Source organism: Betaproteobacteria bacterium, from assembly GCA_016194905.1.
Lineage (GTDB): Bacteria > Pseudomonadota > Gammaproteobacteria > Burkholderiales > JACQAP01 > JACQAP01.
The window spans coordinates 244,657-268,692 of record JACQAP010000019.1 but is presented as its reverse complement, the minus strand read 5'-3'; the positions used below and the strand labels follow the sequence as shown (position 1 = coordinate 268,692).

The 24,036-nt window shown below is 58.8% G+C and carries 24 protein-coding genes, 1 tRNA gene and 2 pseudogenes; 14 read left to right on the top strand and 13 right to left on the bottom strand.

Annotated elements, in window-relative coordinates; genetic code table 11:
- Positions 1-15: 15 nt before the first annotated feature.
- A complete protein-coding gene (locus tag HY067_12680; protein MBI3528810.1) occupies positions 16-432 on the bottom strand; it encodes a DUF971 domain-containing protein in 417 nt (138 codons plus the stop codon).
- Positions 433-594: 162 nt separating this feature from the next.
- On the opposite strand from HY067_12680, the gene phoB reads away from it, so the two are divergent.
- Together phoB and phoR are read left to right on the top strand one after the other, a co-directional pair.
- Positions 595-1,281: a phosphate regulon transcriptional regulator PhoB gene (gene phoB, locus HY067_12675; protein MBI3528809.1), complete on the top strand. Its 687-nt coding sequence runs from the start codon at positions 595-597 to the stop codon at positions 1,279-1,281.
- Between the two features lie 81 nt (positions 1,282-1,362).
- Positions 1,363-2,685, top strand: a complete 1,323-nt coding sequence (gene phoR, locus HY067_12670; GenBank protein ID MBI3528808.1) for a phosphate regulon sensor histidine kinase PhoR — start codon at positions 1,363-1,365, stop codon at positions 2,683-2,685.
- On the opposite strand, the gene HY067_12665 is transcribed toward phoR, so the two are convergent.
- Together HY067_12665 and HY067_12660 are read right to left on the bottom strand one after the other, a co-directional pair.
- A complete protein-coding gene (locus HY067_12665; GenBank protein ID MBI3528807.1) occupies positions 2,682-3,107 on the bottom strand; it encodes an HIT family protein in 426 nt (141 codons plus the stop codon). The genes phoR and HY067_12665 overlap by 4 nt on opposite strands.
- Positions 3,108-3,129: 22 nt before the next feature.
- A complete protein-coding gene (locus HY067_12660; protein MBI3528806.1) occupies positions 3,130-4,116 on the bottom strand; it encodes an integron integrase in 987 nt (328 codons plus the stop codon).
- Positions 4,117-4,266: 150 nt separating this feature from the next.
- Here HY067_12660 and HY067_12655 point away from each other — a divergent pair, with 150 nt between their 5' ends.
- From HY067_12655 to HY067_12625, 7 genes are all read left to right on the top strand, one after another.
- Positions 4,267-4,512 (top strand): hypothetical protein, encoded by a 246-nt coding sequence (locus HY067_12655; protein ID MBI3528805.1) that lies wholly within the window; start codon positions 4,267-4,269, stop codon positions 4,510-4,512.
- 121 nt (positions 4,513-4,633) lie between these two features.
- Positions 4,634-5,068: a hypothetical protein gene (locus HY067_12650; protein ID MBI3528804.1), complete on the top strand. Its 435-nt coding sequence runs from the start codon at positions 4,634-4,636 to the stop codon at positions 5,066-5,068.
- A 93-nt stretch (positions 5,069-5,161) separates the two neighbouring features.
- Positions 5,162-5,779: a hypothetical protein gene (locus tag HY067_12645; protein ID MBI3528803.1), complete on the top strand. Its 618-nt coding sequence runs from the start codon at positions 5,162-5,164 to the stop codon at positions 5,777-5,779.
- A 73-nt stretch (positions 5,780-5,852) separates the two neighbouring features.
- Positions 5,853-6,374 carry a hypothetical protein gene (locus HY067_12640; protein MBI3528802.1) on the top strand — a complete coding sequence of 174 codons (522 nt, stop codon included), beginning with the start codon at positions 5,853-5,855 and terminating at the stop codon, positions 6,372-6,374.
- A gap of 20 nt (positions 6,375-6,394) precedes the next feature.
- Positions 6,395-6,952: a hypothetical protein gene (locus tag HY067_12635; GenBank protein ID MBI3528801.1), complete on the top strand. Its 558-nt coding sequence runs from the start codon at positions 6,395-6,397 to the stop codon at positions 6,950-6,952.
- Between the two features lie 64 nt (positions 6,953-7,016).
- Positions 7,017-8,018, top strand: a complete 1,002-nt coding sequence (locus HY067_12630; protein MBI3528800.1) for a hypothetical protein — start codon at positions 7,017-7,019, stop codon at positions 8,016-8,018.
- A gap of 155 nt (positions 8,019-8,173) precedes the next feature.
- Positions 8,174-9,043: a hypothetical protein gene (locus HY067_12625; protein ID MBI3528799.1), complete on the top strand. Its 870-nt coding sequence runs from the start codon at positions 8,174-8,176 to the stop codon at positions 9,041-9,043.
- Positions 9,044-9,388: 345 nt separating this feature from the next.
- Here HY067_12625 and HY067_12620 read toward each other — a convergent pair.
- Positions 9,389-10,387, bottom strand: a pseudogene (locus tag HY067_12620) (IS110 family transposase).
- A gap of 463 nt (positions 10,388-10,850) precedes the next feature.
- Positions 10,851-11,865, bottom strand: a pseudogene (locus tag HY067_12615) (IS110 family transposase).
- 191 nt (positions 11,866-12,056) lie between these two features.
- Here HY067_12615 and HY067_12610 point away from each other — a divergent pair.
- From HY067_12610 to HY067_12600, 3 genes are all read left to right on the top strand, one after another.
- Positions 12,057-12,602, top strand: coding sequence for a DUF4256 domain-containing protein (locus tag HY067_12610; GenBank protein MBI3528798.1), 546 nt, complete (start codon positions 12,057-12,059; stop codon positions 12,600-12,602).
- A gap of 417 nt (positions 12,603-13,019) precedes the next feature.
- On the top strand, positions 13,020-13,235 hold the full coding sequence (locus HY067_12605; GenBank protein MBI3528797.1) for a type II toxin-antitoxin system HicB family antitoxin: 216 nt from the start codon (positions 13,020-13,022) through the stop codon (positions 13,233-13,235).
- Positions 13,236-13,747: 512 nt separating this feature from the next.
- Positions 13,748-13,909 carry a BrnA antitoxin family protein gene (locus HY067_12600; GenBank protein ID MBI3528796.1) on the top strand — a complete coding sequence of 54 codons (162 nt, stop codon included), beginning with the start codon at positions 13,748-13,750 and terminating at the stop codon, positions 13,907-13,909.
- Between the two features lie 241 nt (positions 13,910-14,150).
- Here HY067_12600 and HY067_12595 read toward each other — a convergent pair whose 3' ends face one another.
- The 4 genes from HY067_12595 to HY067_12580 all read right to left on the bottom strand — a co-directional run bounded on the left by HY067_12595 (position 14,151) and on the right by HY067_12580 (position 19,316).
- On the bottom strand, positions 14,151-14,795 hold the full coding sequence (locus HY067_12595; protein ID MBI3528795.1) for a 2OG-Fe(II) oxygenase family protein: 645 nt from the start codon (positions 14,793-14,795) through the stop codon (positions 14,151-14,153).
- Between the two features lie 22 nt (positions 14,796-14,817).
- Positions 14,818-18,741, bottom strand: a complete 3,924-nt coding sequence (locus HY067_12590) for an FAD/FMN-binding oxidoreductase (GenBank protein MBI3528794.1) — start codon at positions 18,739-18,741, stop codon at positions 14,818-14,820.
- 63 nt (positions 18,742-18,804) lie between these two features.
- Positions 18,805-19,203: a DedA family protein gene (locus HY067_12585; GenBank protein ID MBI3528793.1), complete on the bottom strand. Its 399-nt coding sequence runs from the start codon at positions 19,201-19,203 to the stop codon at positions 18,805-18,807.
- Positions 19,204-19,239: 36 nt separating this feature from the next.
- Positions 19,240-19,316 (bottom strand) — tRNA-Arg (locus HY067_12580).
- Positions 19,317-19,431: 115 nt separating this feature from the next.
- On the opposite strand from HY067_12580, the gene HY067_12575 reads away from it, so the two are divergent.
- Both HY067_12575 and HY067_12570 read left to right on the top strand, forming a co-directional pair.
- The gene (locus HY067_12575; GenBank protein ID MBI3528792.1) at positions 19,432-19,974 is read left to right on the top strand and encodes a cytochrome c5 family protein; all 543 of its coding nucleotides are present in this window, start codon (positions 19,432-19,434) and stop codon (positions 19,972-19,974) included.
- 191 nt (positions 19,975-20,165) lie between these two features.
- A complete protein-coding gene (locus HY067_12570; GenBank protein MBI3528791.1) occupies positions 20,166-20,978 on the top strand; it encodes a symmetrical bis(5'-nucleosyl)-tetraphosphatase in 813 nt (270 codons plus the stop codon).
- Here the strand turns inward: HY067_12570 and HY067_12565 are convergent.
- Genes HY067_12565 through HY067_12550 form a run of 4 tightly spaced genes read right to left on the bottom strand, consistent with a single transcriptional unit; the run spans position 20,914 to position 23,987 of the window.
- Positions 20,914-21,732: a 1-acyl-sn-glycerol-3-phosphate acyltransferase gene (locus tag HY067_12565; protein ID MBI3528790.1), complete on the bottom strand. Its 819-nt coding sequence runs from the start codon at positions 21,730-21,732 to the stop codon at positions 20,914-20,916. The genes HY067_12570 and HY067_12565 overlap by 65 nt on opposite strands.
- Before the next feature lie 3 nt (positions 21,733-21,735).
- Complete coding sequence (locus tag HY067_12560) at positions 21,736-22,074, bottom strand: hypothetical protein (protein ID MBI3528789.1); 339 nt, start codon at positions 22,072-22,074, stop codon at positions 21,736-21,738.
- A gap of 41 nt (positions 22,075-22,115) precedes the next feature.
- On the bottom strand, positions 22,116-23,051 hold the full coding sequence (locus tag HY067_12555; protein ID MBI3528788.1) for a carbohydrate kinase family protein: 936 nt from the start codon (positions 23,049-23,051) through the stop codon (positions 22,116-22,118).
- A gap of 21 nt (positions 23,052-23,072) precedes the next feature.
- Positions 23,073-23,987: a septal ring lytic transglycosylase RlpA family protein gene (locus tag HY067_12550; GenBank protein ID MBI3528787.1), complete on the bottom strand. Its 915-nt coding sequence runs from the start codon at positions 23,985-23,987 to the stop codon at positions 23,073-23,075.
- Positions 23,988-24,036 lie beyond the last annotated feature (49 nt).

The window sequence follows — 24,036 nt, the reverse complement described above, 5'->3', positions numbered from 1 at the left end:
CTTGTTAGCCAAGAGTTAGAGCTTTTTCCAGCCGGATACGGGCGGCGGTGCCTTGCCTGCCGGCTCGCGGTTCACGCCGGCAAGAGCCATCCTTTCGAGATACCGCTGCCATAGCCGGGGCTGATTTTCGCCAAGGCTGTACAGATAATCCCAGGAGTACAGTCCGGTGTCGTGGCCGTCACTGAAGACCAGCTTGACCGCATAGTTGCCGACCGGCTCGATTGCGGTTATTTCCACTTCCTTTTTACCTTCCTGCAGGACCTCCTGCCCGGGCCCGTGCCCGCGCACTTCCGCCGACGGGGAATACACCCGGAGATACTCGCAGGACAGGCGATAGCTCTTGCCGTCGTCGAAGCTGATCTCCAGCACGCGCGACTTCTGATGCAATTTGATTTCGACGGGACGAGGAGCCCCGGGCTGAAGTCCTGCCATGGTTACTGTCGGAAACGGCGGCTCTCGGAATGGACAATGCACGGTTGCGTCAGGCGCCATCATAGCCGTCAACCGTGCCGGCGTCCCGCAACCATGTCACGAGCTTGTAACATTTGCTTCATAGTATTGCAAACGTAAAAAATCAAGCGGGAAATGTCATTTATGGCAGCCACCATCCTCGTCGTCGAAGACGAACCGGCAATCCAGGAACTGATCGCCTACAACCTGAAGCAGGCGGGCCATCAGCCGTTGCGCGCCGACAATGCCGAGCAGGCACTCCACCTCGTGGCCAATGCCTTGCCTGACTTGGTTCTGCTGGACTGGATGCTGCCCGGACTCTCGGGCATCGAGTTCGCGAGACGATTGCGCGCCGACAAGCGCACCCGCTCGATACCGATCATCATGCTGACCGCGCGCTCCGACGAACAGGACAAGCTGCAAGGTCTGGAGACCGGCGCCGACGATTACATCACCAAGCCTTTTTCACCCCGCGAGTTGAATGCCCGCATCAAGGCGGTGCTGCGCCGGCGTGCCCCGGAGATGACGGACGACATGGTGCAGCTCGGTGGCCTCAAGCTCGATCCGGCCAGCCATCGAGTGACCGGCAACGGCGAACCCGTCGAGCTCGGGCCGACCGAATTCCGATTGCTGCACTTTCTGATGACGCATTCGGAACGCGTGCATTCGCGCACCCAGTTGCTCGACCAGGTCTGGGGCGACCATGTGTTCGTTGAGGAACGCACGGTGGACGTGCACATCCGGCGGCTGCGCAAGGCGCTCGAACCCACCGGACTGGACCGCCTGGTACAGACCGTGCGCGGCACCGGTTATCGTTTCTCCGCAAGCTGATCGAGTCCATGCAGGATTGGTGTCGGAAAATTCTGCGATAATTCCCGCCGATTCATTCGAGGGACGAAGCGCTTGAAGTTCATGTGGGGCAGGCCCCTCTCCACCGTCGTCCTGATCGGCGCGATTGCGCTTGTTTCCTGGCCGATGCTGGGCTCCGGGGGCGCACTGCTGTTTCTCAGCCTGATGCTGCTCGGATTGCTGCTGCATCATCTGCGCAATCTCTCGCTGCTGTACCGGTGGTTGCAAAATCCGCGGTCGCAGAGCATGCCGATGGGATCCGGTGCCTGGGAATATCTGTCTTCCCACATGCTCAGGATGCTCAAGCGCCAGCGGGCTACGGAACAACGGCTCGGCCAGGCGCTGTCGGGCTTTCAGCTTGCGGGCGCAGCGTTGCCGGACGCGGTCGTCATCCTCGACGCCGCCGATCGCATCGAATGGTGCAATCCGAGAGCCGAGGATTATTTCGGCCTAGACAACCAGCGCGACCGCGGTCAGCAGATCACTTACATTCTCAGGCAGCCGCAGTTCGTCGAACATCTGTCGTCGAATCACGCCGGCGAACCGCTGGTGCTGAAAATGTTGCGCCCGGGCGGCGAAATGGTGCTGGCTGTGCAACAAGTGCCTTATGGCGACAGCCGCAAACTGATCCTCGGCCGCGACATCACCCGCTGGGAGCGCCTCGAAACGACACGGCGCGATTTCGTTGCCAACGTTTCGCACGAGTTGCGCACACCGCTCACCGTCGTCGGCGGTTTCCTGGAAACGCTGGACGACATGGACGCACCGGATCCGGAAATGTCGAAACGCGCCATCGAACTGATGCGACAGCAGACCAATCGGATGACGCGACTGGTCGAGGATCTGCTCACGTTGTCGCGGCTCGAGAGCACCCAGAATCCACTGCGGGAAGAAGACGTCAACGTGCCGGAAATGCTGCGTGCGCTGCACGAGGACGCCCAGGTGCTGTCGGCTGGCCGCCACCGGATTCGCGTAAAGCTGGAAAGCGCCGAATGGCTGAAAGGCAATGCCGACGAATTACGCAGTGCTTTCGGCAACCTGATCAGCAACGCCGTGCGCTACACGCCCGAAAGCGGCGAGATCGAAATACGCTGGGAAATGCGCGATGGTCATCCGACGTTCGCCGTGCGCGACACCGGGATCGGCATCGAACCGCAGCATATCGACCGGCTGACCGAGCGCTTCTATCGCGTGGACCGCAGCCGTTCGCGTGAAACCGGCGGTACCGGCCTGGGCCTTGCGATCGTCAAGCACGTGCTGAACCGTCATCAGGCACGATTCGATATCCAGAGCGCGCCGGGCAGCGGCAGTACGTTTTCTGTCGTATTCCCCGATACCCGCCGCCTGGTCACCAGCCACGCACCGCCCGCAAAAGAGTCCGCCTAGCGCTTCGGGCCGAGCAGCTCGCCCAAACGCTGGCGCAGCAATCGATTGAACCCCGCAGGCAGCGGACGCGCGCCATCGCGCACCCGGGTCGACCAGACGGAATTCGGAAAATGCGGATCGTCGGAGAACCTCGGTATGACGTGCCAGTGCAGATGCGGCACGACATTGCCGAAACTGGCGAGATTGATTTTTTCCGGCGCAAGCAGCTCGCGCAGCAATTCCTCGACCGCATAGACGATGCCCATCAGCCGCGCGCGCTCCGCCTCCGGCAAATCCGTCATTTCCTTCGCGTGATCATTCAGGATCACCCGGCAGAATCCGGGGTGATCCGCATCGCCCGCGAGCACCACGCGCGCGAAACCGTCGTCCCAGAGCACTTCGCCGCCGGGAGAGACACAAAGCACACAGTTTTCTGACTTCATGGTTTCCGGATTCGGGGTCGACTCAACGCGCATCGAGTGGGCTCACCACTCCCCGGCCACCGCGATTCAACACATGCGTGTAGATCATCGTCGTCGAAACATCCGAGTGGCCCAGCAGTTCCTGCACGGTCCTAATGTCGTAGCCGGACTGGAGCAGGTGCGTGGCGAAAGAGTATCGCAGGGTGTGCGGCGTGGCGGGTTTTGCCACGCCTGCGTCCCGCAGCGCCTGGCGCATCGCGCGCTGGACATTCTGTTCATCGACGTGATGCCGGCGCCGCAGGCCCGATCGCGGGTCGGTGGAAAGACGATCGGACGGGAACACATACTGCCAGGCCCACTCCCGGGGAGCATTCGGATACTTGCGATCCAGAGCATACGGCAGATAAACCCCGGGCAGTCCTGCGGCCAAGTCCTGAGCATGCAGTTCGCGCACGAGCACCAGATGGGCACGCAGTGGATCGACCAGACTGGACGGCAACATCGTCACCCGGTCCTTGGCACCTTTACCGTCGCGGACCAGGATTTCGCAACTCTCCAAATCGAGATCCTTGACCCGTAGCCTGACCGCCTCCATGATCCGCAAACCCGAGCCGTACAGCAGCCGCGCAATCAGGCCATTGGTGCCATGCATCCTGCCGAGTACCGCATCGACTTCGGTGCGGCTAAGCACCACAGGCAGGCGTTGAGGCCGCTTGGCGTTTTCCACGTTATCCAGCCAGGGCAGTTCCGAGCCGAGCACCTCCTTGTAGAGAAACAACAAGGCACTTTTGGCCTGGTTCTGGGTTGAGGCAGCTACGTTGCGCTGCACGGCAAGGTGGGAAAGGAATGCCTCCACGTGCTCGGGACCGAGTTCGCGCGGGTGGCGACGGTGGTGAAACACCACGAACCGGCGTACCCAATCGACATAGGCCGATTCCGTCCGGATGCTGTAATGCTTCAGGCGGATCTTGTCCCGGACACGGTCCAAGAGTAGGCTTTTCTTCGGTCCGGTGGCATCGGGCGCGTTCATGACCTAATGGGAGGTTTCCCGGGATGAGGACTGTTGATATATCCAGTAGTTATCATGCGCCCCGCCAGATTATCCGTCAAGTTGACGCAAAATATCCCGTCAATGGGATTGCTACTTCTAGTTGGGCCTGACATCGGAGGACGGCATTGCATGAACATAGTGGCCGAAATGGACGAACCAGATCGTTCTATCGTCGAAATGTTTATGCGCGTGCTCGGCATTAACGAACAAGTAGCAATTGCGTTGGTTGTAGCGGGACTGACCATCATTGAGGAAGTGGCCTACATCCCATTGCAAGAACTGTTGGCCGTTGAAGGAGTGGAGAAAAAATTGTTACTTTCTCTGCGGGAACGGGCGCGGCTGCACTTACTTAATGACGTTATGGGTCGCGGTTAGTGGTTTAACGGAGGCCATATGCAAACCCGACCGAACGCAAGCCCAACCCAGCGCTTCAGCGGACGCGGCAAAAAGCGCCGCGTCGCTGAGCTAATTCGTTAGCCATCTGAGGAGTCATCCTATGTACCTTGTGCGTAGTCTATTCGCAGCATTCCTAGCGACTGTTGCTTTAAGCAATTACGCATTTGAGACAGTCCCTACGCCAAAAGAAGCGCGAGCCATTACGGACAAGATCATGGCCAAAGTTGGCGTGAACGACCTGGACGCGGCCATCAAACTGCTAAAACCTTTCACGATCGTGCCTGAAGCCGAAGTCGATGCGACCTTTGGTCAGTTCAAGCTCCAACAGTCCATGATCGCTCAACGATTCGGCGCAAGCCTCGGAACCGAGTTCGTGCGCGAAGAAAAGGTAGGCGAGAGCCTGCTTCGCATCACCCATATTCACCGATTCGACAAGCATGCAATGCGATGGATGTTTTACTTCTATAGAAGCAACAAGGGATGGGTTCTCAACACCTTCCGCTTCGATGACAATATCGTTGCACTGTTTCCTTGAGAACGCAGTGGCTAACTTTTCGCTGGTTCGGACCGTCCGCCTGCTGCGTTCGGCCGCACAGCTTGTTCGTTAGGCACCGCCACTACATTGACCATGAATGACAACGTGCCAGAAGCAGAAGACCTCGACGCGCCTTGGCCAAAGGATGGTGATCGTCTCTTTGTCGAGTCTGCTTGGGCATACGATGCACACGTAGTTTGCGACCCAGGCGAACGTTTCTATCGCCTGCCTATGGGCTACAAGCGCGCCGGTGACCTCCTAGTCGATCAGGCAGCAACTGATGTTGTTGATCGAGCGAACATAATCTACGCAGCGCTCTTCTGCTACAGGCAATCGATCGAACTTTTCTTGAAACGTCTGATTGATGAATTCGGCAAAGGGAAAGAGTATTCACCGAGGTACACGCACGAACTCAACATCCTCTGGGAAAGATTCATGTGCATTGCTAACGAGCGGTCTAGGGGCGAAACGTTGGGCCTGAGTGCCGCGCAAAAGCTTGTTGCTGAGATGCATGAGGCTGATCAAAAGTCAGATGGATTTAGGTTTGCTACGGGTCGCGATGAAGCACCATTTAAGTTCGGTGACAGGGGCATTGATCTGGCGAATCTGCGCGAAGTCATGGAAGGCTTGGAGAATTTCTTTGAGTGCGCCTATCTGGACTTTTCACATCAAGACGACATCGCTTCCGAGTACGAAAGGTGGCAGGGTTGAGCAGCCGGTGCCTAACTTTAGGTGCAGCGGACGCCTATCGGCGCCGCTGACCATGACGTTGGGTGGCAGAGAAATGATCTGGTTCGTTCGCTATCGATTCGACTACCCACCCGAAATAGTTAACCCGCAACAGCGCCTTGTCGAAGCGTTTCAGAAACATGAACTGAAGCATTCAGTGAATGGCGCGCGAATCAAAGTCGAAAAGAAGCTGGGGTTGTTCTTCCGCAACTCTTGGAATCCAATCTTCGTTGGTCGCTTTGCGCATGACGGAGCGCGCAGTTACTTGAGCGGTTACTTCCGCGTTCATTGGTACACGTTGATGTTCAGCGTCTTATTTTTGGGCATGCTCCTGTATCAGCTCCTGGCCGCGTTCCAACAGCCCGAGGTTCGCCCGGGTTATGTGCCTGGCTGGAAGGTTAAAGAAATTGAGTTCATGCTCACCTTCATCGCAGCATTCTTTGGCATCACGTTCATTGGTTGGTTGTTCGGGCTTCCTAATGCGCGTCGCATCCTCGCGGCGATCCGAGAGAGCGCTGCCACCCAACCAGGCGCACCAGCCGACGGGCCTCGTCCTGTGGGCTCGGCCCGCGGCTGAGCGCTGGCGTTAGACGACCCATGACTCAGCAGCTCAAGGCGTACGTCCCAGGAAAGCGCTCTTACGCTGCCTTGACCGGTAGTCTGCTGGCCGCATGGGAAACGATTGCTCCGAGTGTCAATGGAAAGCTGGAGTACTACCCTTGCAGCGTCACGTTGAAGGACGGGCGTACGCTTCTGTGCGTTTATGTGATGAATGCCCAGTCATACATCGATGTCTGGGGCGTATGGCCTCAGGATGACAAGGGCAAGCACCATGTCCGGATAGAAGATTTGGTGTCAATCGCCGAAAGTCCGCTACGGCTTCCTGTCAGACTGGCTAATGAGCTATATCGCGCTGGCGAGTCCGGCATGGGATATTGCTTGTTCACACTTCTCTTTTCAGATGGCAGCAGGCAGGCATATGTCAGCGGGAACGCAGTCGACTTTGTCCATTTGCCCACTGGCAAGACGACCGCAGACATCAGCGCGGTCTTGCCGCATGAGGGCCGGAACGTTCCGCAGAAACAAAGCCCAGAATATTTCTGGTGCCTGTTTGGCGAAGGCGAAAGTGGCGCTCACTCTCAAAGGTTCGCCTAACAAATTAATGCAGCCGACCGGCCAAGAGCGGCCGGCGGCTGATTGAGAACGTTAGAAAGACGCCATGAAACGTCATAGCTATTTGTTGGTCCTATTTCTGCTATTTACTTTCCGAACTGCTTATGCGGACGAACTCTCGATAAGAGACTCGATCCGCAATCAAGCACGAAATGCATTGTTATCGGAAAACTTCCCTGAGCTTGAAAGGCTTTCAATTCTCTATGGCAAAAACGACAAACGAACGCCTAGTGGCGCCCAGAAGATTAGCTTGTTTGATGATGGGTTAAATTTGGCGCTCACTCCACCACCAAACGAAGACGAGAAATATTGTGATCGGATGGAAAAGAAAGTGCTCAATTGGATAGGGGCTTATCCGAAATCACCAGCGGCACGAATTGCGTATGCCCGCGCGCTATCAGCTCATGCGTTTTTCTTTAGAGGAAAAGGTTACGCCAATACGGTTCCCGAGGAGGCTTGGGAACCATTCTTTCGATATGAAAATATCGCTATGGATTACCTCAACAAGAACGAGAGTATCGCTTCCGCAGATACGGGCTGGTATGCCATTAAGATACACATTGCCAAACACTTGGGTTGGAAGCGAGAGAGGATCAACCCCTTTATTGAGGAAGCTCTTAGTAAGAACGTCGATGACGACAGAATCTATTACGCGGTTCTGGATTATCTATTTCCGAAATGGCACGGAGATGCCGATCAGCTAGAACATTTCGTATCTTACGTAGTCACAAAAACGCAAGAGAAAAGAGGCATGGAACTCTACGCGAGGTTCTACGCGGCGGCGTCCCAATTTCAGTATAAGCACGAATTGTTTAGTCAATCAAAGGCCTCCTGGCCAAGAATGAAGATTGGATTTGAGGACTTGCTGAGGCGTTACCCCGACCCGTGGAACGCGAATATCTATGCGCATTTTGCATGTCTCGCAAGAGATAAGGAGAAATCAGTAGAATTGATGAAAATGATTGGCGGTAGTCCCGCGTTAATCGTCTGGGAACCAGACGGCATCGAAGTGTTCACCAGATGTCGAGATTGGGCTTTGTCGTCCTAACCGATCGCTCCAAGGGACGCGCGATAACCTGCGCGCCTCTGAGCTTTGACGTTAGGCCCCATCAAGTGAATCGGTTTGTCTGGCAACCAGGAGATGGAATCGATGCCGCCGCACTCGCGCGGCTCCGAGGCCACTTCAGGCGCCCTAAGGAGCCGATGGGTGAGGCATGGTTCATGGGCGAAGAGCGACGCCTCTTTTGCGAACTACAAGGCGATCTTGCGTCGCTAGCTGCTCGGGAGCTCCAGGCGCCACTTCAGGAGATCGCATCCGGCACCAGTTCCTTCGGCCCGATGCAAGAGTGGCACGACTGGTATCACTACATGCTGGGCCAGCTACTCTCTCGCGGTCACGAGCACTTCGTTAGCTCGCTTCTTGAGTCACTCATCACTGGCTTCGTGGCGCTGTATCCGAACGGCGTGCACTCACCACCCTACCGCCAGTTTCTTGACGACGCGCTCGTTACCCTTGGCCGCTGCATGATGGACGAGAGGTGCTGGAACGGCACAGACATCGTCTTGGGAACGCTGCTCCATCGATCGAACAACAACCCAAACCGCGTCTGGTGCTGGTGGGACGCCAGCGGCGACTTCAGTGCGTCAATGTTCTTCTGCCTGAAGTACTTGCCTAGCCCACTACTTCAGGGTTGGCTGCAGTCGGTTCTGGCGATTCCTTCCCCACATTGGCGGGCCCAGGTCTTGGCTTGGCTGGTGGGCGCGCATGGCATCCTCAACGGACGTATCCAGTGGCCATCCGAGTTCCTTGTCGAAGCTAGGCCTTCCGTCGGTTGGGAGTGGTCCCACTGCCTGAGGGCGGAGCTAGCCGCGGCGGATGCGGCCGAAGCACCTGCAGTGCCGTCTCTCCTGTCCGCGGATTCACGCTCACGGGCACTTCAGGCAGTCGACGCCTACTTCACCGAAGATGTGTATCTCGAGTGGCTCTTGTCGATCTCGAGCGTGCCGTATCTCGAAGCAGAATTAGCTGAGATTCCTTCAACTTTCGAAGGGCTGTACGTTCGTGCGGGATAGGCCTAACCCTTCCTATATGGACTCCTCCCGCGAAACAAGAGAAACGCCGTAGGGTTGTCAACGCGGGAATCGGTTGCAGTCGACTATCCGGCATCTGAAGTGAACCTCTGAGGGCTCGTGCCGACATGGAATCTGCGCACGGGAAGCCACACGTTCTGAGCGATCAAGCTTCGATCAGCAGAGTTATCGGCTTTCTCCCGTGCCGGTCCGACCGTTGTTGCCATGATGGGCGTCGTCTCTCTTACGCAAACCGCGGAAAAAGATTCCTACTCATTCTCAGACACTGCACAGCGGTGATTGAGATGCAGGCAGCGCCTGCCCCCGATACCGTTCCTGCTTGACCCACACCGCCCAGGCGATGCGGGCCAACTTGTTGGCAAGCGCGCACGCGGCCTTGTTGTGATTGGTGCGCGCCTGTACCTCGAGCCCCCAACGCTTCAACCGGTCGATCTCGCGCCCGGCGCGATGCGCCACGGTAGCCGAGCGCAGCACGCTCCTCGCCCCGTGGGTGAGCAGGGTGCGGATATAGCGATCGCCGCGCTTGGAGATGCGGCCCAGATAACGCGTATTGCCCGAAGAGTATTCCCGCGGCGTGAGCCCGAGAAAGCTCGCATAGCGCCGCCCCGAGTCGAAGCTGGCCGGGTTGCCCACGGCGGCCACCATGGCCGTGCTGGTGATCAGCCCGATGCCCGGCACCGTGAGCAGCACCTGGTAGGCGGGGCTGTGTTTAGCGACGTCGGCGAGCTGGGTTTCGAGTTGCGCCATTCTCGCCTCCATGAGCCGGATCTCGTCGAGCATCAGGCGCATGGGGCTACGCAGCATCGCGGGCAATCCCGACTGCTCGTCGGCCAGATAACGCGCCATCTGTGCGAGGCCGGTGGCCGCCCCCTCGGGCACCACCAATCCGAACTCGCGGCAAAAGCCGCGCAGGGTGTTGATGCGCCGGGTGCGCGTGCTCTTCCAGGCTTCGCGCGTGCGGTGCAGCGCCTGGAGAGCCTGCTGCTCGATCGACTTCACCGCCACCGGCTTGATGTCGGCAGCACGAACGGCCTCCAGCAGCGCCGCCGCGTCGGCTGCATCGGTCTTGTTGCGCTTCACATAGGCACGCACGTACTGCGCGGGCAGCAGCTTGACCGTAAAGCCCAGGCCGCCGAGCCAGCGCGCAAAGTGATGCGCGATGCCACAGGCTTCCATGACGACCGTGGCGCACTCACGATTATCGAACCAGCGCTCGAACTGCGAACGCGTAAGGCGGGCGCGTTCGATGATCTTCCAGTGAGAATCGGCCACGGCGACTTCGAAGACGTTCTTTGCCAGATCCACCGCCACGGTAGTAGCATTCATTTTGGATTCCTCCTGTCTGGTTACGCTGACCCATGCCCATGTTTCAGCTTGGCACAATGATGCCGCACAAACAGCGGGAGGAGTCCATCCCATCATTCAAGCGGACCTGCCTTCGGCAGTCCGCTTAAGTCAAACTACAAGGGCTTCTCCAATAGTCAAGTCTGCAAAGCTGCTTTCTGGTTTCTGTCGATGATGCGTGTGCAAGGTGAAGGACTGAGGCTCTACAAACGGTCTTGGTGCAGCGGTTCGATCGGCTGCGGACCCTGATGAAAGACGCGCGTGAGGGCCTCATTCGTTAGCCGGGATCGCCGTAGCGTCCACCTTGGCTTGTATCAGGCACACCTCACGCAGGTCCAACCTTGACTCATCAACATGGACAGACGCGGTGAACGGTATGAAACGCTTTCTAACTCATCGACGAGCTCCTTATCGGGCGAGCGTGGCGGGTGCGATGTTGAGAGGCTCAGGCCATCGACCTGAACGCCTCGCCTTTACTGAGCATGGCCCAAGCCATGCGCGCGTTCTTGGCGGCGATGGCAACCAGTGCCTTGCCGTAGCCGGTGCGCTCTTGTACAGCGAGCGCCCATCGGCTGATGCGATCGGTCTTGCCGGGAGCGTTGGCCAGAACGGATCGTGCGCCCAGGATCAACAAGGTTCGAAGGTAGGCATCCCCCGCCTTGGTGATGCTGCCCAACCTGGGTTTGCCGCCGGTGCTGTACTGGCTGGGCACCAGGCCGAGCCAGGCAGCGAGCTGCCTCCCGTTTTTGAAGTCATGGGCATTGCCCGATGGACGCGGCCAGGGCACTGGCGGGGGTCGGGCCGATGCCGGGCGTGCTCATGAGTCTGCGTGCGCGTTCGTCGGCTTGTGCGTTGAGCTTGACGTGGGCGTCATACTCGGCGATGCGCAGATCGAGCGCATGCAAATGGCTGAGCAAGTCACCGATGGCGCGATTCGCCCAGCCGGGCAAATCCTCCAGGGCCGCGGCAGCCTCGCGACGCACGGTGTTGGCGTTCTGCGGGAGCACGATGCCGAATTCGCAGAGCAGTCCGCGCACGCGGTTGATGGTCGCAGTGCGCTCCTCGATGAAGCCCTGACGCACCCGATGCACGCACAGAGTGCCCTGCTGATCGACGGTTTTGAGAGGGACGAAACGCATCTTCGGACGGGTGGCGGCTTCGCAGATGGCGGCCGCATCAGCAGCATCGTTCTTGCCGCGCTTGCCACTCATGCGATAAGGCGTGACGAACTTGGGGGCAATCAGTTTCGGGGTGTGCCCCAAGGCTGCGAACTGGCGCGCCCAGTGGTGTGCACCCGAACAGGCCTCCATCGCAACAACACATGGGCGCAGCGTGGCGATCAACTCCAACAACTGGTCACGGCGCACCGTGCGCCGCAGCGCCACCTTGCCATTCTCATCGACGCCGTGCACGGAGAACACGTTCTTGGCAAGATCGATACCGACAGTGATAATCGTCATGGACTTCCCCTTTCGAGACAGTTGATGTTTGCGCGAACAACCATCATGGCAGATCGATGCCGCGCAGCCTCTCCGCCGCTTTATCGGGACGGGGAAGTCCCTTTCATTCGTTAGATTTACGCATTCAGCAATATTGATAGACAGTTGAAGATACACGATCGGTAAACGAGTTGCATAAGGGAGATAATGAAATGGAAGCAGCATTTCTTGACGAGCTGATCAAGACTCTCAAAGATCGGTTCTCGAAAAACAAGCGTCGTCACACAGGAATCGACTGGAGCTCAATGCAAGCGAAATTGGAGGCTAGTCCTGAAAAAATCCAAGCACTCTATGAAATGGAACGCACCGGCGGCGAACCGGATGTCGTTGGTTATGATGAAAAGACCAGTGAGTTCATTTTCTGTGATTGTTCACCTGAAAGTCCAATAGGCCGACGCAGCATTTGTTATGACCGCGAGGCTCTCGATTCACGAAAAGAAAACAAACCAAGTGGAAACGCAATCGAAATGGCGTCCTCGATAGGTATTGAGATACTCACGGAACAACAATATCGAGAATTGCAAGAGTTTGGAGAATTCGACAGGAAAACTTCGAGCTGGGTGAATACGCCAGCCAAGATAAGAGATCTTGGTGGTGCGCTCTTCTGTGATCGTCGCTATGATCATGTTTTCGTGTATCACAACGGTGCTGAATCGTACTACGCCGCAAGAGGTTTTCGCGGTCGGATCAAGGTTTAACTCTTGATCGAAATCTAACATCAAGTTCGAGACCGACGGCAAGCAAATGCTTGCTGCGGCTCAACTTGGCGTTGGGCGTCACTTTCTGAATAGGAGGATCGAGAATGCCGAGTAAGTATGTCGTCGTTTCGGGTGTTCTCTTCGGCGTGATAGCGGTGGTTCAAGCTGTGCGGGCTCTGAACCAATGGCCGGTGCAAGTCGCAGGTTTCGACGTGCCAGTGTGGGTTTCCTGGGTTGCAATGGTCGTTGCTGGCAGCTTGTGCGTGTGGGCATTTCGGTCTGGACACAAATAGCATAGTCATGCGCAGCCTGTTCGTAGAATCTGTAGCCGCGGTGCCGCCCAACGGCACAAGGCTGTAGAAAAAGTCCGAAGTCGATCGACACAAGAATTAGACGCGATACGAGCCGCGATTCGATATGCGATACCTCGTAGTTGTTGAAAAAGGCCCCTCTTCCTACGGAGCCCATGTTCCGGATCTTCCTGGCTGCATCGCTGCTGGAGAAACGAAAGAAGAGGTTCTTTCGCTCATTCGGGAGGCCATCGAGTTCCATCTTGAGGACCTCAAGCAGGAGGGGCAGCCAATTCCTACACCTGCTTCGACGAGCGAAATTGTCGAAGTACAAGCCGCATAACTTGCTGCGGCGCTCGCGGGTGAGCGCGACGTTGATATAGCGGCTAAATGGCACTCTGGTCGCGCATCCAACAGCTCTTCGGTCGCAAACCCCGTGTCGAACCGAACGTCCGCGTAACGGATGACGGGTTTGCTCTCGTCGATGCGAAGACCAGGATGTCATTCGCACCGTGCACTGGGCGGACGTCTCAAGGATCCAGACCTATAAAATCGACCTCCTTACCGCCGACTGCATTTGTCTGCTATTCGAATCCCGCTCAGGTCAGGCGCCCGTTCAGGTCTCTGAAGAGTGGGCCGGTTTCCCCGATCTCTTTGGTCCATTGTCTGCCGCATTCCCATCGATTCCGCAAAGTTGGTATATAGAAGTGATGTCGCCCGCATTCGAGGCAAAGCGCACAGTGTTGTATGACGCCAGTGGCATGCACAGTACGGCCGCCGTCTAATACTTTGAAATCGCCAAAGACTACTTCAAATGAGCGAACCGATCCGGACAATCCTCCGTGGTCGGAGAAGATGCTTGGACCGCCGGCACTCAAGCGCGGGCGGGGTCCGCAAAAAGCGCCAACCAAAGTATTAATGTCCGCCCGTCTTGATGCCGACGTTATCGCCTTTTTTAAGGCCATGGGCGGCGGTTACCAAACACGCATCAATGACGAGTTGCGAAAGATGGTGTGAGCGCGCAAGCGGACGCGTTCAAAACCGCCGCGCCGCTTAGCGCGAACCTTGAGGTGGTAGAAAAAGCTTTTTCAGCGATTCTCTTCCTTGCATTGGCAGCGGTCCCCCAGGGGCGAGATTTCGCAGGCGCGAGCTTCTCGATGTTGTGCACCAGGCAGAAGAGCTTCCACTGCGGTTCGACCTTTTGCCTGCCGCGTAGCGTGCGTGAAGCGGTCCAGCCGCTTGTTATGCCGTGCGGTGGCTACCATAGCGGCTTGGCGAGATTCTCCGTGAACGAAGAGAACATGATGTTGAAGCTGATACTGATTCTTTCTTCCCCGCTCGTATTGGCGTCGACGGAGTGCTGCAGGTAGGACGGGAAGATCAGGAGCGTGCCATTGCTCACCCGGACTACGACCTGATCTGTGTTCTCGCCCGTCAGTTCCACGATCGGCGGCCTGAGGATGCCGGTCTGATTTCTCGGATCATGAAGGTTTATGGTGTCCGCGCCCGGGTAAGTGCGAAGGTAATAGATGCCGCTCAGAAAATTATTGGGGTGGCTATGCATCCTGTGGGCAGCACCCTTGGCGAGAACAGTGGCCCAACAAGCGGTGATCTCAAAAGCGTCATAACCGATTCTCAGAAACTTCAGAACCCCCCTGACCGCCTTGTCGACGCAGGAAACGAGGTCCTGCAACTCGTCGAGCCGATGTAACGTTTGCTGCGATTGCCATCCCTGGCCGGAAGCCAGTTTCGGTGCGTCCTGTGCCATTTTCGCGAGCACCGGGAGCATCTTTGCCGCTATGGCTGCCCGCACGCCTTCCTTGACCTGAATCTTCCAGACCAGCGTCGGGAACATCGGAATGACATCCGATGCTTCGAACCACGGATCGCTCTGTCCAACCATAATTCAGGGTGGCCGAGATGCGTTACAGTAGAACGCGCTCGATGCCGCCGTTATTCGCCTTTGCGACATAGTCGGCCATCCAGTTCTCTCCGAGCACATGTCTGGCGATCTCGACGACGATATAGTCGGCCTGCACGCCGGTATCATCGCGGTAGCGCGACAGGCCCTGCAGGCAGGACGGGCAGGACGTCAGGATCTTGACCGGCTCTTCATTACCCTGTGCGCGAATGGCCGCCACCGCCTTCTGCATTTCCTCCTGCTTGCGGAAGCGCACCTGCGTGGAAATGTCGGGACGTGTGACCGCCAGCGTGCCGGATTCGCCGCAGCAGCGATCGTTCAGCTTCACATCCGACCCCATCAGCGCGCTGACGACTTTTGCCGGTTGATAAGTCTTCATCGGCGTGTGGCAGGGATCGTGGTACATGTAGCGCACGCCCGTCACGCCTTCGAGACGGACGTTTTTCTCCAGCAGGTATTCATGAATGTCGAGCAGCCGGCAGCCCGGGAAGATCTTGTCGAATTCGTATTTCTGCAACTGGTCCATGCAGGTTCCGCAGGACACCACCACGGTTTTGATGTCGAGGTAGTTCAGCGTATTGGCGACGCGGTGGAACAGCACGCGATTGTCGGTGCTGATCTTCTGGCCCTTTTCGGCTTCCCCGGCGGAGGTCTGCGGATAACCGCAGCACAGATAGCCTGGAGGCAGCACGGTGACGGCGCCGACTTCGTACAGCATCGCCTGGGTGGCGAGCCCGACCTGGCCGAACAGGCGCTCGCTGCCGCATCCCGGGAAATAGAACACCGCGTCCGAGTCTTCGTTCACCTTTTTCGGGTCGCGGATCACCGGCACCATGCGGGTGTCCTCGATGTCCAGCAAAGCGCGCGAGGTTTTCTTCGGCAAGCCCCCGGGCATCGGCTTGTTGATGATGTGGATCACCTGCGCCTTGATCGACGGCTTGCCAAGCGTCGCCGGCGGATGCTTCACCTGGTCCTGTATCAGGCCGAGCGATTTCCCGGCGCGATAGGCCAGGCGTTGCGCGCGGAAGCCCCACTCGATCATTATCTTGCGCGTGACCTTGATGGTGTTCGGATCGGTGGCGTTCAGGAATAGCATCGACGCGGCGGTGCCCGGATTGAATTTCTTTTTGCCCTGACGGCGCAGGAAATTGCGCATCGCGATCGACACATCGCCGAAGTCGATGTCCACCGGGCAGGGATTCAGGCATTTGTGGCAGACCGTGCAGTGATCGGCGACGTCGGAAAATTCGTCGAAGTGCTTGAGCGACACGCCGCGGCGGGTCTGCTCTTCGTAGAGAAAAGCCTCGATCAGCAGCGACGTGGCCAGGATCTTGTTGCGCGGCGAGTACAGCAGGTTCGCCCTCGGCACGTGGGTCGAGCACACCGGCTTGCACTTGCCGCAACGCAGGCAGTCCTTGATCGAATCGGAAATTTCACCGATCGCGCTCTGCTCCAGGATCAGGCTCTCCAGCTCCAGCAGATTGAAGCTCGGCGTGTAGGCGTTGTCGAGATTGGCGCCGGGCAGCAATTTGCCCTTGTTGAAACGGCCTTCGGGATCCACGCGCTTTTTGTATCGGGCGAAGGCGTCTATTTCATGAGATTCGAGATAATCCAGCTTGGTGATCCCGATGCCATGTTCGCCGGAGATCACCCCGTTCAGGGCTCGCGCCATTTTCATGATGCGTGCGACGGCGACATTGGCTTCGTGCAGCATGGCGTAGTCGTCGGAGTTCACCGGGATATTGGTATGCACATTGCCGTCTCCGGCATGCATGTGCAGGGCCACGAACAACCGGCTCTTCAGCACGCGCTTGTGGATGGCATTGATCTCGGCACGGATCGGATCGAAGGCGCGGCCATCGAAGATCTGCATCAGCAGCTCTCGGACTTCCTTTTTCCATGACACGCGCAGGCTGTGGTTCTGAAGCGCGCGAAAAACAGTGGCTGGTGGCTCGCACCCCTCAAGGGGGTATAGAAGTGAATGGCTGGTGGCTGGTGAAACACCCTCATCCTGCCCGGTCTGGGCCAACCATTTCTGAAAATCAGTCAGCGGCGCGTCGAGATTGTCGAGCAGCCATTGCCAGCGGTTGCGGGTCGTGCGCACCAGATCGGTTGCATTCGCCGCACGGCCGCCGAGCAACTCGTCTTGCGCCAGCTTCTCGGCCTCCTGATGCACGGGCAGTTCGCCCTGGAAAAATTCCTCCAGCGCATCCAGCAGGCGAATCTTGTTCCTGAGCGACAGTTCGATATTGATGCGCTCGATGCCGTCGGAGTAGTCGCCGAGGCGGTCGAGCGGGATGACCACGTCCTCGTTGATCTTGAACGCATTGGTATGTTTGGCAATGGCGGCGGTGCGGGATCGATCCAGCCAGAATTGTTTGCGCGCTTCCGTCGAGACGGCGATGAAGCCCTCGCCGCCGCGGGCATTGGCGATTCTGACCACGGCGGAGGCGGCTTCGCCGACCGCTTTGTCGTCTTCACCGATGATATCGGCCAGCAATACCATTTTCGGCCGGCCTCCGCGCTTGGCTTTGGTGGCGTAGCCGACGGCTTTGACATAGCGTTCGTCGAGATGCTCGAGGCCGGCGAGAATCGCACCGCCGGGGCGGCGGTCCAGATAAGCCTTGATTTCCACGATCGAAGGCACCGAATGTCCGACCTGTCCGTAAAACTCCAGGCAGACGGTGCGCGTGTGCGCCGGCATCTTGTGCAGGATGAAACGCGCGGACGTGATGATGCCGTCGCAACCCTCCTTCTGAATGCCGGGCAGGCCCGCAAGAAATTTGTCGGTCACGTCCTTGCCGAGGCCTTCCTTGCGGAAGCGGCGTCCCGGCACTTCCAGGATCTCGGGTTCACCGCGCGGCATCCTGCCGTCGCGGCCGAAGCGCGTGATCCGAAAGCGCGCCACTCCGGCGTCGTGGATTTTTCCAAGGTTGTGGTCGATGCGCTCGACCAGCATCCACTCGGCCTCCGGCGTCACCATTTTCCATGACGCCAAATTGTCGACGGCCGTGCCCCACAGCACGGCTTTCTTGCCGCCGGCATTCATGGCGACGTTGCCGCCGATGCAGGAAGCATCCGCGGAAGTCGGATCCACCGCGAATATGCGGCCGGCGGCTTCCGCCGCTTCCATGACCCTGCGGGTCACGACACCGGCGCCGCAATGAATGGTCGCCACCGGCTGCGCCAAGCCGGGCAATGGCATCAATTCCACCGCACCCAGCGCTTCCAGCTTCTCGGTGTTGATCACCGCGGAAAGTTTGTCGAGCGGTATCGCGCCGCCGGTATACCCGGTGCCGCCGCCGCGTGGAATGATGGTAAGCCCGAGCTCGATGCAAGCCTGCACGATAGGCTGCACTTCTTCCTCGGTGTCGGGATGGAGCACCACAAAGGGATATTCGACGCGCCAGTCGGTCGCGTCCGTCACATGCGACACCCGCGCCAGGCCGTCGAAAGCGATATTGTCGCGCCGGGTTACACGCGTGAGCCGGCGCAGGACTTTACGCCGCAGCTTCGCCGTATCCTCGAAATCGCGCTCGAATTCGTCCACCGCCTTGTGCGCCGACGCGAGCAACTGTGCGACTTTGCCGGCCACGTTGGCGGCCTCTTCGCCTTCGCCGCGGCGCAGTTCGATCTGGCGTAGGCGGTGGCGCAGCGCCTCGATCAAATCATCGCGGCGCCGGGGATTGTCCAGCATGTCGTCTTGCAAGTAGGGATTGCGGTTGACGACCCAGATGTCACCGAGCACTTCATACAGCATGCGTGCCGAACGTCCGGTGCGACGCTGGCTGCGCAACTCGTCCAGCACCTGCCACATCGGCGCGCCGAGCAGGCGAATCACGATTTCGCGATCGGAGAACGACGTGTAGTTGTAGGGGATTTCGCGAAGCCGGATGCCGGTTGAGGCAAATGGGGGAATCGGTTGCATCTGATTAGGACTTCATGACTGGAGAAGAATTCTACCGCGACGCATCAACCCCGGCATGCGCGTTCAGGCCACAAGCCGGGCAATAATGTAATAACGCCCGAATTTGCCCAGCGCCATGAACAACACCGACCACCCGATGTTGAGCCTCAACCAGCCGGCCGCGACGCACAGTGCATCGCCGATGATCGGTACCCATGACAGCAGCAGTACCGGCGCGCCCCAGCGACGTACCCATTCCAGGGCGCGACCGCCGAGCTTGCGATCCGGGACCAGTCGGCCTATCAGATAGGAACTCGATCCGCCGAGCGTGTTGCCAACTGTCGCGACGGCAAGTGCCGGCCACGGACTGGCCGCACCGCTCGCCAGCACGCCTGCGAATACGACTTCGGATCCGCCGGGCAGCAAAGTCGCCGCGAGAAAGCTGCTGAGGAACAGCGCGCCAAGGCCGAATGATTCGTTCAATTGAACGGCGGGAAAGAGCAGAAACGACAGAAGGAATGGCGCGCCCGGAGGGAGTCGAACCCACGACCTTCGGCTTCGGAGGCCGACACTCTATCCAACTGAGCTACGGGCGCATTGGGACGTAAGTGTACGGGCAAAGGGCATCGGCGTCCATTACCGCACTTTTTGGAGTGAGGTGAATAGCCTATAATTTGCGGCTTCCAAAGGCATAACCGCAAAGGATTTTGCATGTCCGAAGTGCACGTCGAAGAACACTCGTCGCTGATCAAGACGCCGCAGCAACTGATCGTGGTCGTGCTGCTGGCCTTCCTCATACCGGTCATCGGGATCGTGATGATTGCCAGTTTCGCCACCGGCGGACTGAGGGTCGACAGCCGGAGTCCCGATGCCAGTGCGACTGCCGTGGCGGAGCGTCTGCAACCGGTCGGCACCGTGGTGATCGGGGAAGTGCCGGCAGAGCCGACGGCGGGAACACCCGCGGTGAAGTCCGCAAGCGGCGGGGCCGTCAAGACGGCCGCCGCGGGGGGCGCCGGTGCCGGGAAAAAACTCTACGACACCGTTTGCATGGCGTGTCACGCGGCGGGCATCGCCGGGGCACCGAAGACCGGCGACAAGGCCGCCTGGAAACCGCGCATCGCCAGTGGCAAGGAAGCGCTCTACAACAGCGCGCTGCACGGCAAAAATGCGATGCCGGCGAAGGGTGGCCTGGCATCCGCGCCCGATGTCGACGTCAAGGCCGCAGTGGATTACCTGGTGAGCCTGGCGAAGTGAAGCAGTAATTGGTGATCAGTGATTGGTAATTGGCAAGGCAGAATCCAAGGGCGCAGCAATTGCTGCGCCCTTTTGTTTCAATCAACCAGTTTGCTACATTCACCACGCGGTGCCTCTCCATTGGATACCATTCACCGATTATGGGCAACGCCCGGTATCCTTCGGGCACTAATCACCAGTCACCGCTTCTAATGGCTACCTACGCGATAGGCGACCTGCAGGGCTGCTTCGACTCGTTGCAGAAATTGATTGGCGAGATCGGCTTCCGCGAGGCAGACGACCGGCTATGGTTTGTGGGCGATCTGGTGAACCGCGGTCCGCAGTCTCTGGAAATCCTGCGGTTCGTGAAATCGCTGGGGGAACGCGCCGTCAGCGTGCTCGGCAACCACGACCTGCATTTGCTGATGGTCGCCGAGGGGCGTGTGAAACCGCACCGGAAGGACACGCTCGGAGCGATTCTCCATGCACCCGATCGCGACGAGTTGCTGACCTGGCTGCGCGGGCGGCCGCTGATGCACGTTGACGGAGAATACGCGATGGTGCATGCGGGCCTGTTGCCTTCATGGAGCATCGCCCAGGCGCTCGACCTTGCGCACGAAACCGAACACGCGCTGAAAGGATCCGGGTGGCGCGATCTGTTGGCGCAGATGTACGGCAACCTGCCCGATCATTGGGACGACGCGCTGTCGGGCTACGAACGGTTGCGGGTAATCATCAATGCGATGACCCGCCTGCGCATCTGCACACCGGACGGGCACATGGAATTCAGCCACAAGGGCGGGATCGGGGACATTCCGCGGGGCTACGTCCCCTGGTTTGTCGTGCCGGGGCGCAGGAGCGCGGACGCGACCGTCATCTGCGGGCACTGGTCGGCGATCGGCGTGCTGACGGAGAAAAATCTGCTGGCGCTGGATTCCGGCTGTCTGTGGGGACGGCGTCTTACCGCGGTGCGCCTTGAGGACCGGCGGATAGTCCAGGTGACCTGCCCGAAATTGGCAGATTGAGCGCGGCCGCGATCGCGGACTGCGTTAGCGCGGCAAGTTCCCGGCGCGTTTTCCCCGTTGCGTCGATGGCCGGCAGGAAAATCAGCTCGGCCCGAATCGTCTTCTCGGCGAAAATCATTCTCATCGATTCCATCAACGTGGTGTCTCCCACATAACTGGGGTTCACGTTGATGTTGCCCGTTTCGTCGAGATAGCGCAGTGCTACCGGGTAAACCATCGCGCGTTCATCCACGGCCGGCTGCAGTAACGATGCATGAAAGCGGGTAAGTTCCCTGCCGTCGGTTGTCGAGCCCTCGGGAAACACGCCAATTGCGTCGCCTTGCTGAAATGCAGCGTGAATGGATTGATTGATGCGTGCGGCGTGACGATTTTTGCCGCGTTCGATGAATAGCGTACCGGTGCGCGCCGACAGCCAGCCGATCAGCGGCCAGCGACGCACTTCGGATTTGGCGACGAAGCGTACCTGCCAGACGGAATGAATCAGCTGAATGTCGAGCCAGGAAACGTGATTCGCGACCAGCACCGCGGCGCGGTCCGCGATCGCGGGCGGTGCCCCCTGCACAAACGGCTTGACATTGACAATGGCGAGCAAGCGCGCCGACCAGCGGCTTACAGCGCGGTTACGCCGGGAATTTCCGTACAGAGGGAATAGCGCCGCCACCTCGAATACGCCGGCGAAGAGATGAAACAGCAAGGAAACTGCGCGATAGAACCGGACCGGGACCAGTGCCTTCGTGCTATCGGGGAGCGTCATTCTTCAATGCGTGACGCGAGATTCTCCGTTGCCAGAAAGGATTCGCACGCGATCGCCCACGCGGAACCTCTCCCTGGCTTCCTGCACAACGGCAACCACGGCGCCGCTATCGAGCTTGACGGTAACCTCCAGACCCGGCTTTCCGGTTACGCCTTCTTCCGTCGATCCGGCGATGCTGCCGATAGTCGCGCCCACGCCGGATTTCGCCCCCAGCCGGACATCGCGTGCGTCCTCGACAGCACCCATGCGCATGCTCTGCTCCATACGCACCTGCTTCCGGCCGGCGGCGGATTCGGAATTGGCCGACGCGCATCCTTCGAGCAACGCGACCAGCATGACCATGCAAACTTTTCTTTTCACCACAGCGGATTCCTTATTCTTCTTTACCAGGGCGCCCTGCCGAAGACCTCCCGAAAGCGCCGGTTGATTTCGTCGCGGGTGAACTGGTGATTTTGCGCGCCGCGCTGCGCGATCTTGATCGAGCCAAGCAACGAAGCCAACCGTCCGGTAGTCGGCCAATCGAGGTCATTGGCAATCCCGTACAGGAGGCCGGCACGATAAGCGTCTCCGCATCCGGTCGGGTCCACGACCTGAGCCGGTTTTACGGCGGGAATGGTTTCCGATTTGCCGTTCGCGACCACCAACGATCCCTGCGCACCTTGTGTGACCACCAGCGCTGTCACCAGTCTGGACAGTTCCTCGATGCTTTTTCCCGTGCGCTCCTGCAGCAGCTTTGCTTCGTAATCGTTGGCTGCCACGTAATCGGCGTGATTGATGAAGTTCATCAACTCTTCGCCGTTGAACATCGGCAGTCCCTGTCCCGGATCGAAAACGAACGGAATGCCGGCTTCGTGAAATTCGCGGGCGTGCTGCAGCATGCCCTCGCGCCCGTCCGGCGCGACGATGCCCAGACCGACATCGCGCGCTTCCGAAATGTGGTTTTGCTGCGAGAAATTCATCGCGCCCGGATGAAATGCCGTGATCTGATTGTCGTCCAGGTCGGTGGTGATGAAGGCCTGTGCCGTGAAAACGTTGGGCACCTGGCGCACATGCGCCTGGGATAGGCGCAGTTTCTCCATTCGATACGCATAAGGCTGATAGTCCTCGCCGACGGTCGCCATGATCAGCGGATCGCCGCCGAGCATTTTCAGCGAATAGGCGATGTTGCCGGCACAGCCGCCGAACTCCCGGCGCATGTCCGGCACCAGGAACGAAACGTTCAAGATGTGAATCTGGTCCGGAAGAATGTGGTTTTTGAAGTGGTCGCGAAACACCATGATGGTGTCGTAGGCAACGGAACCGCAGATCAGCGTACGCATGATATTCACCCAGGTCTGGTCTTAACGATCGAGCACCAATGCCTTGAAGCCGAGTTCCTTCTGGACGCGCTCGGCAGTACGCCCCGCCTCTTCACGGCTGGAATAAGGCCCGGCATGCACCCGGTAGAGGCCATCCTTCCGGTAAACGTGCATCGAGTCGGACAGCCAGCCCAGATCGATGCGCATCTTGCGCAGAAAGGCGTCGGCATTCTCGGCCACCGAGAACGCGCCGAGTTGCACGTAGATGCCGCCGGACTCGGTGCTGACCGTCGATGCGGCGGGGGCAGGCGCGGATACGGGTTCCGGCGGCGCCGCAAGGACAACAGGCGATACCTCGTTGCCGGGGACGATCGCTTCGACCTCGACCATGCCGCTGCCCCGACCGAGCAGACCAAGACGTTGCGCGGCAATGTATGAAAGATCGATCAGCCTGTCTTCGTGAAAGGGGCCGCGATCGTTCACGCGCACGACTACCGATTTGCCGGTGGCGACATTGGTCACTCGCGCGTAGCTCGGCAGCGGCAGGATGGTATGTGCCGCGGTCATCGCATACATGTCGTACACCTCGCCCGAGGAAGTTTTCTGCCCGTGATAACGCTTGCCGTACCAGCTCGCGACGCCACGCGCCTTGTACGGCGCAAGCTGGGTATAAGGCGTGTAGGCCCGGCCGAGCACTGCATACGGCCGGCTGGTGTATTTGTTGATCGGTTCGACCTTCGGCGTCGGCTCGGGAACCGAATCCAGATTCGCCGGCGGGTTTGGCCCGGGTCCGTCGTCCAGATAATAGCCGCCGGGCTTCGACGTCGCGGGACGCGACGGGGCGCTGCCGCAACCCGCGAGCGTGATGGCGACCAAGGTCGCCATCACGAGGACTCGGGACTCGGGACTCGGGACTAAGTTAGTGGTCTTTGAAGCACGGTGCAGCAAAATTGACATTACGGAATGCATGCGGATTGCGCATTTTTGATGTTTGCTTTTCACTGAG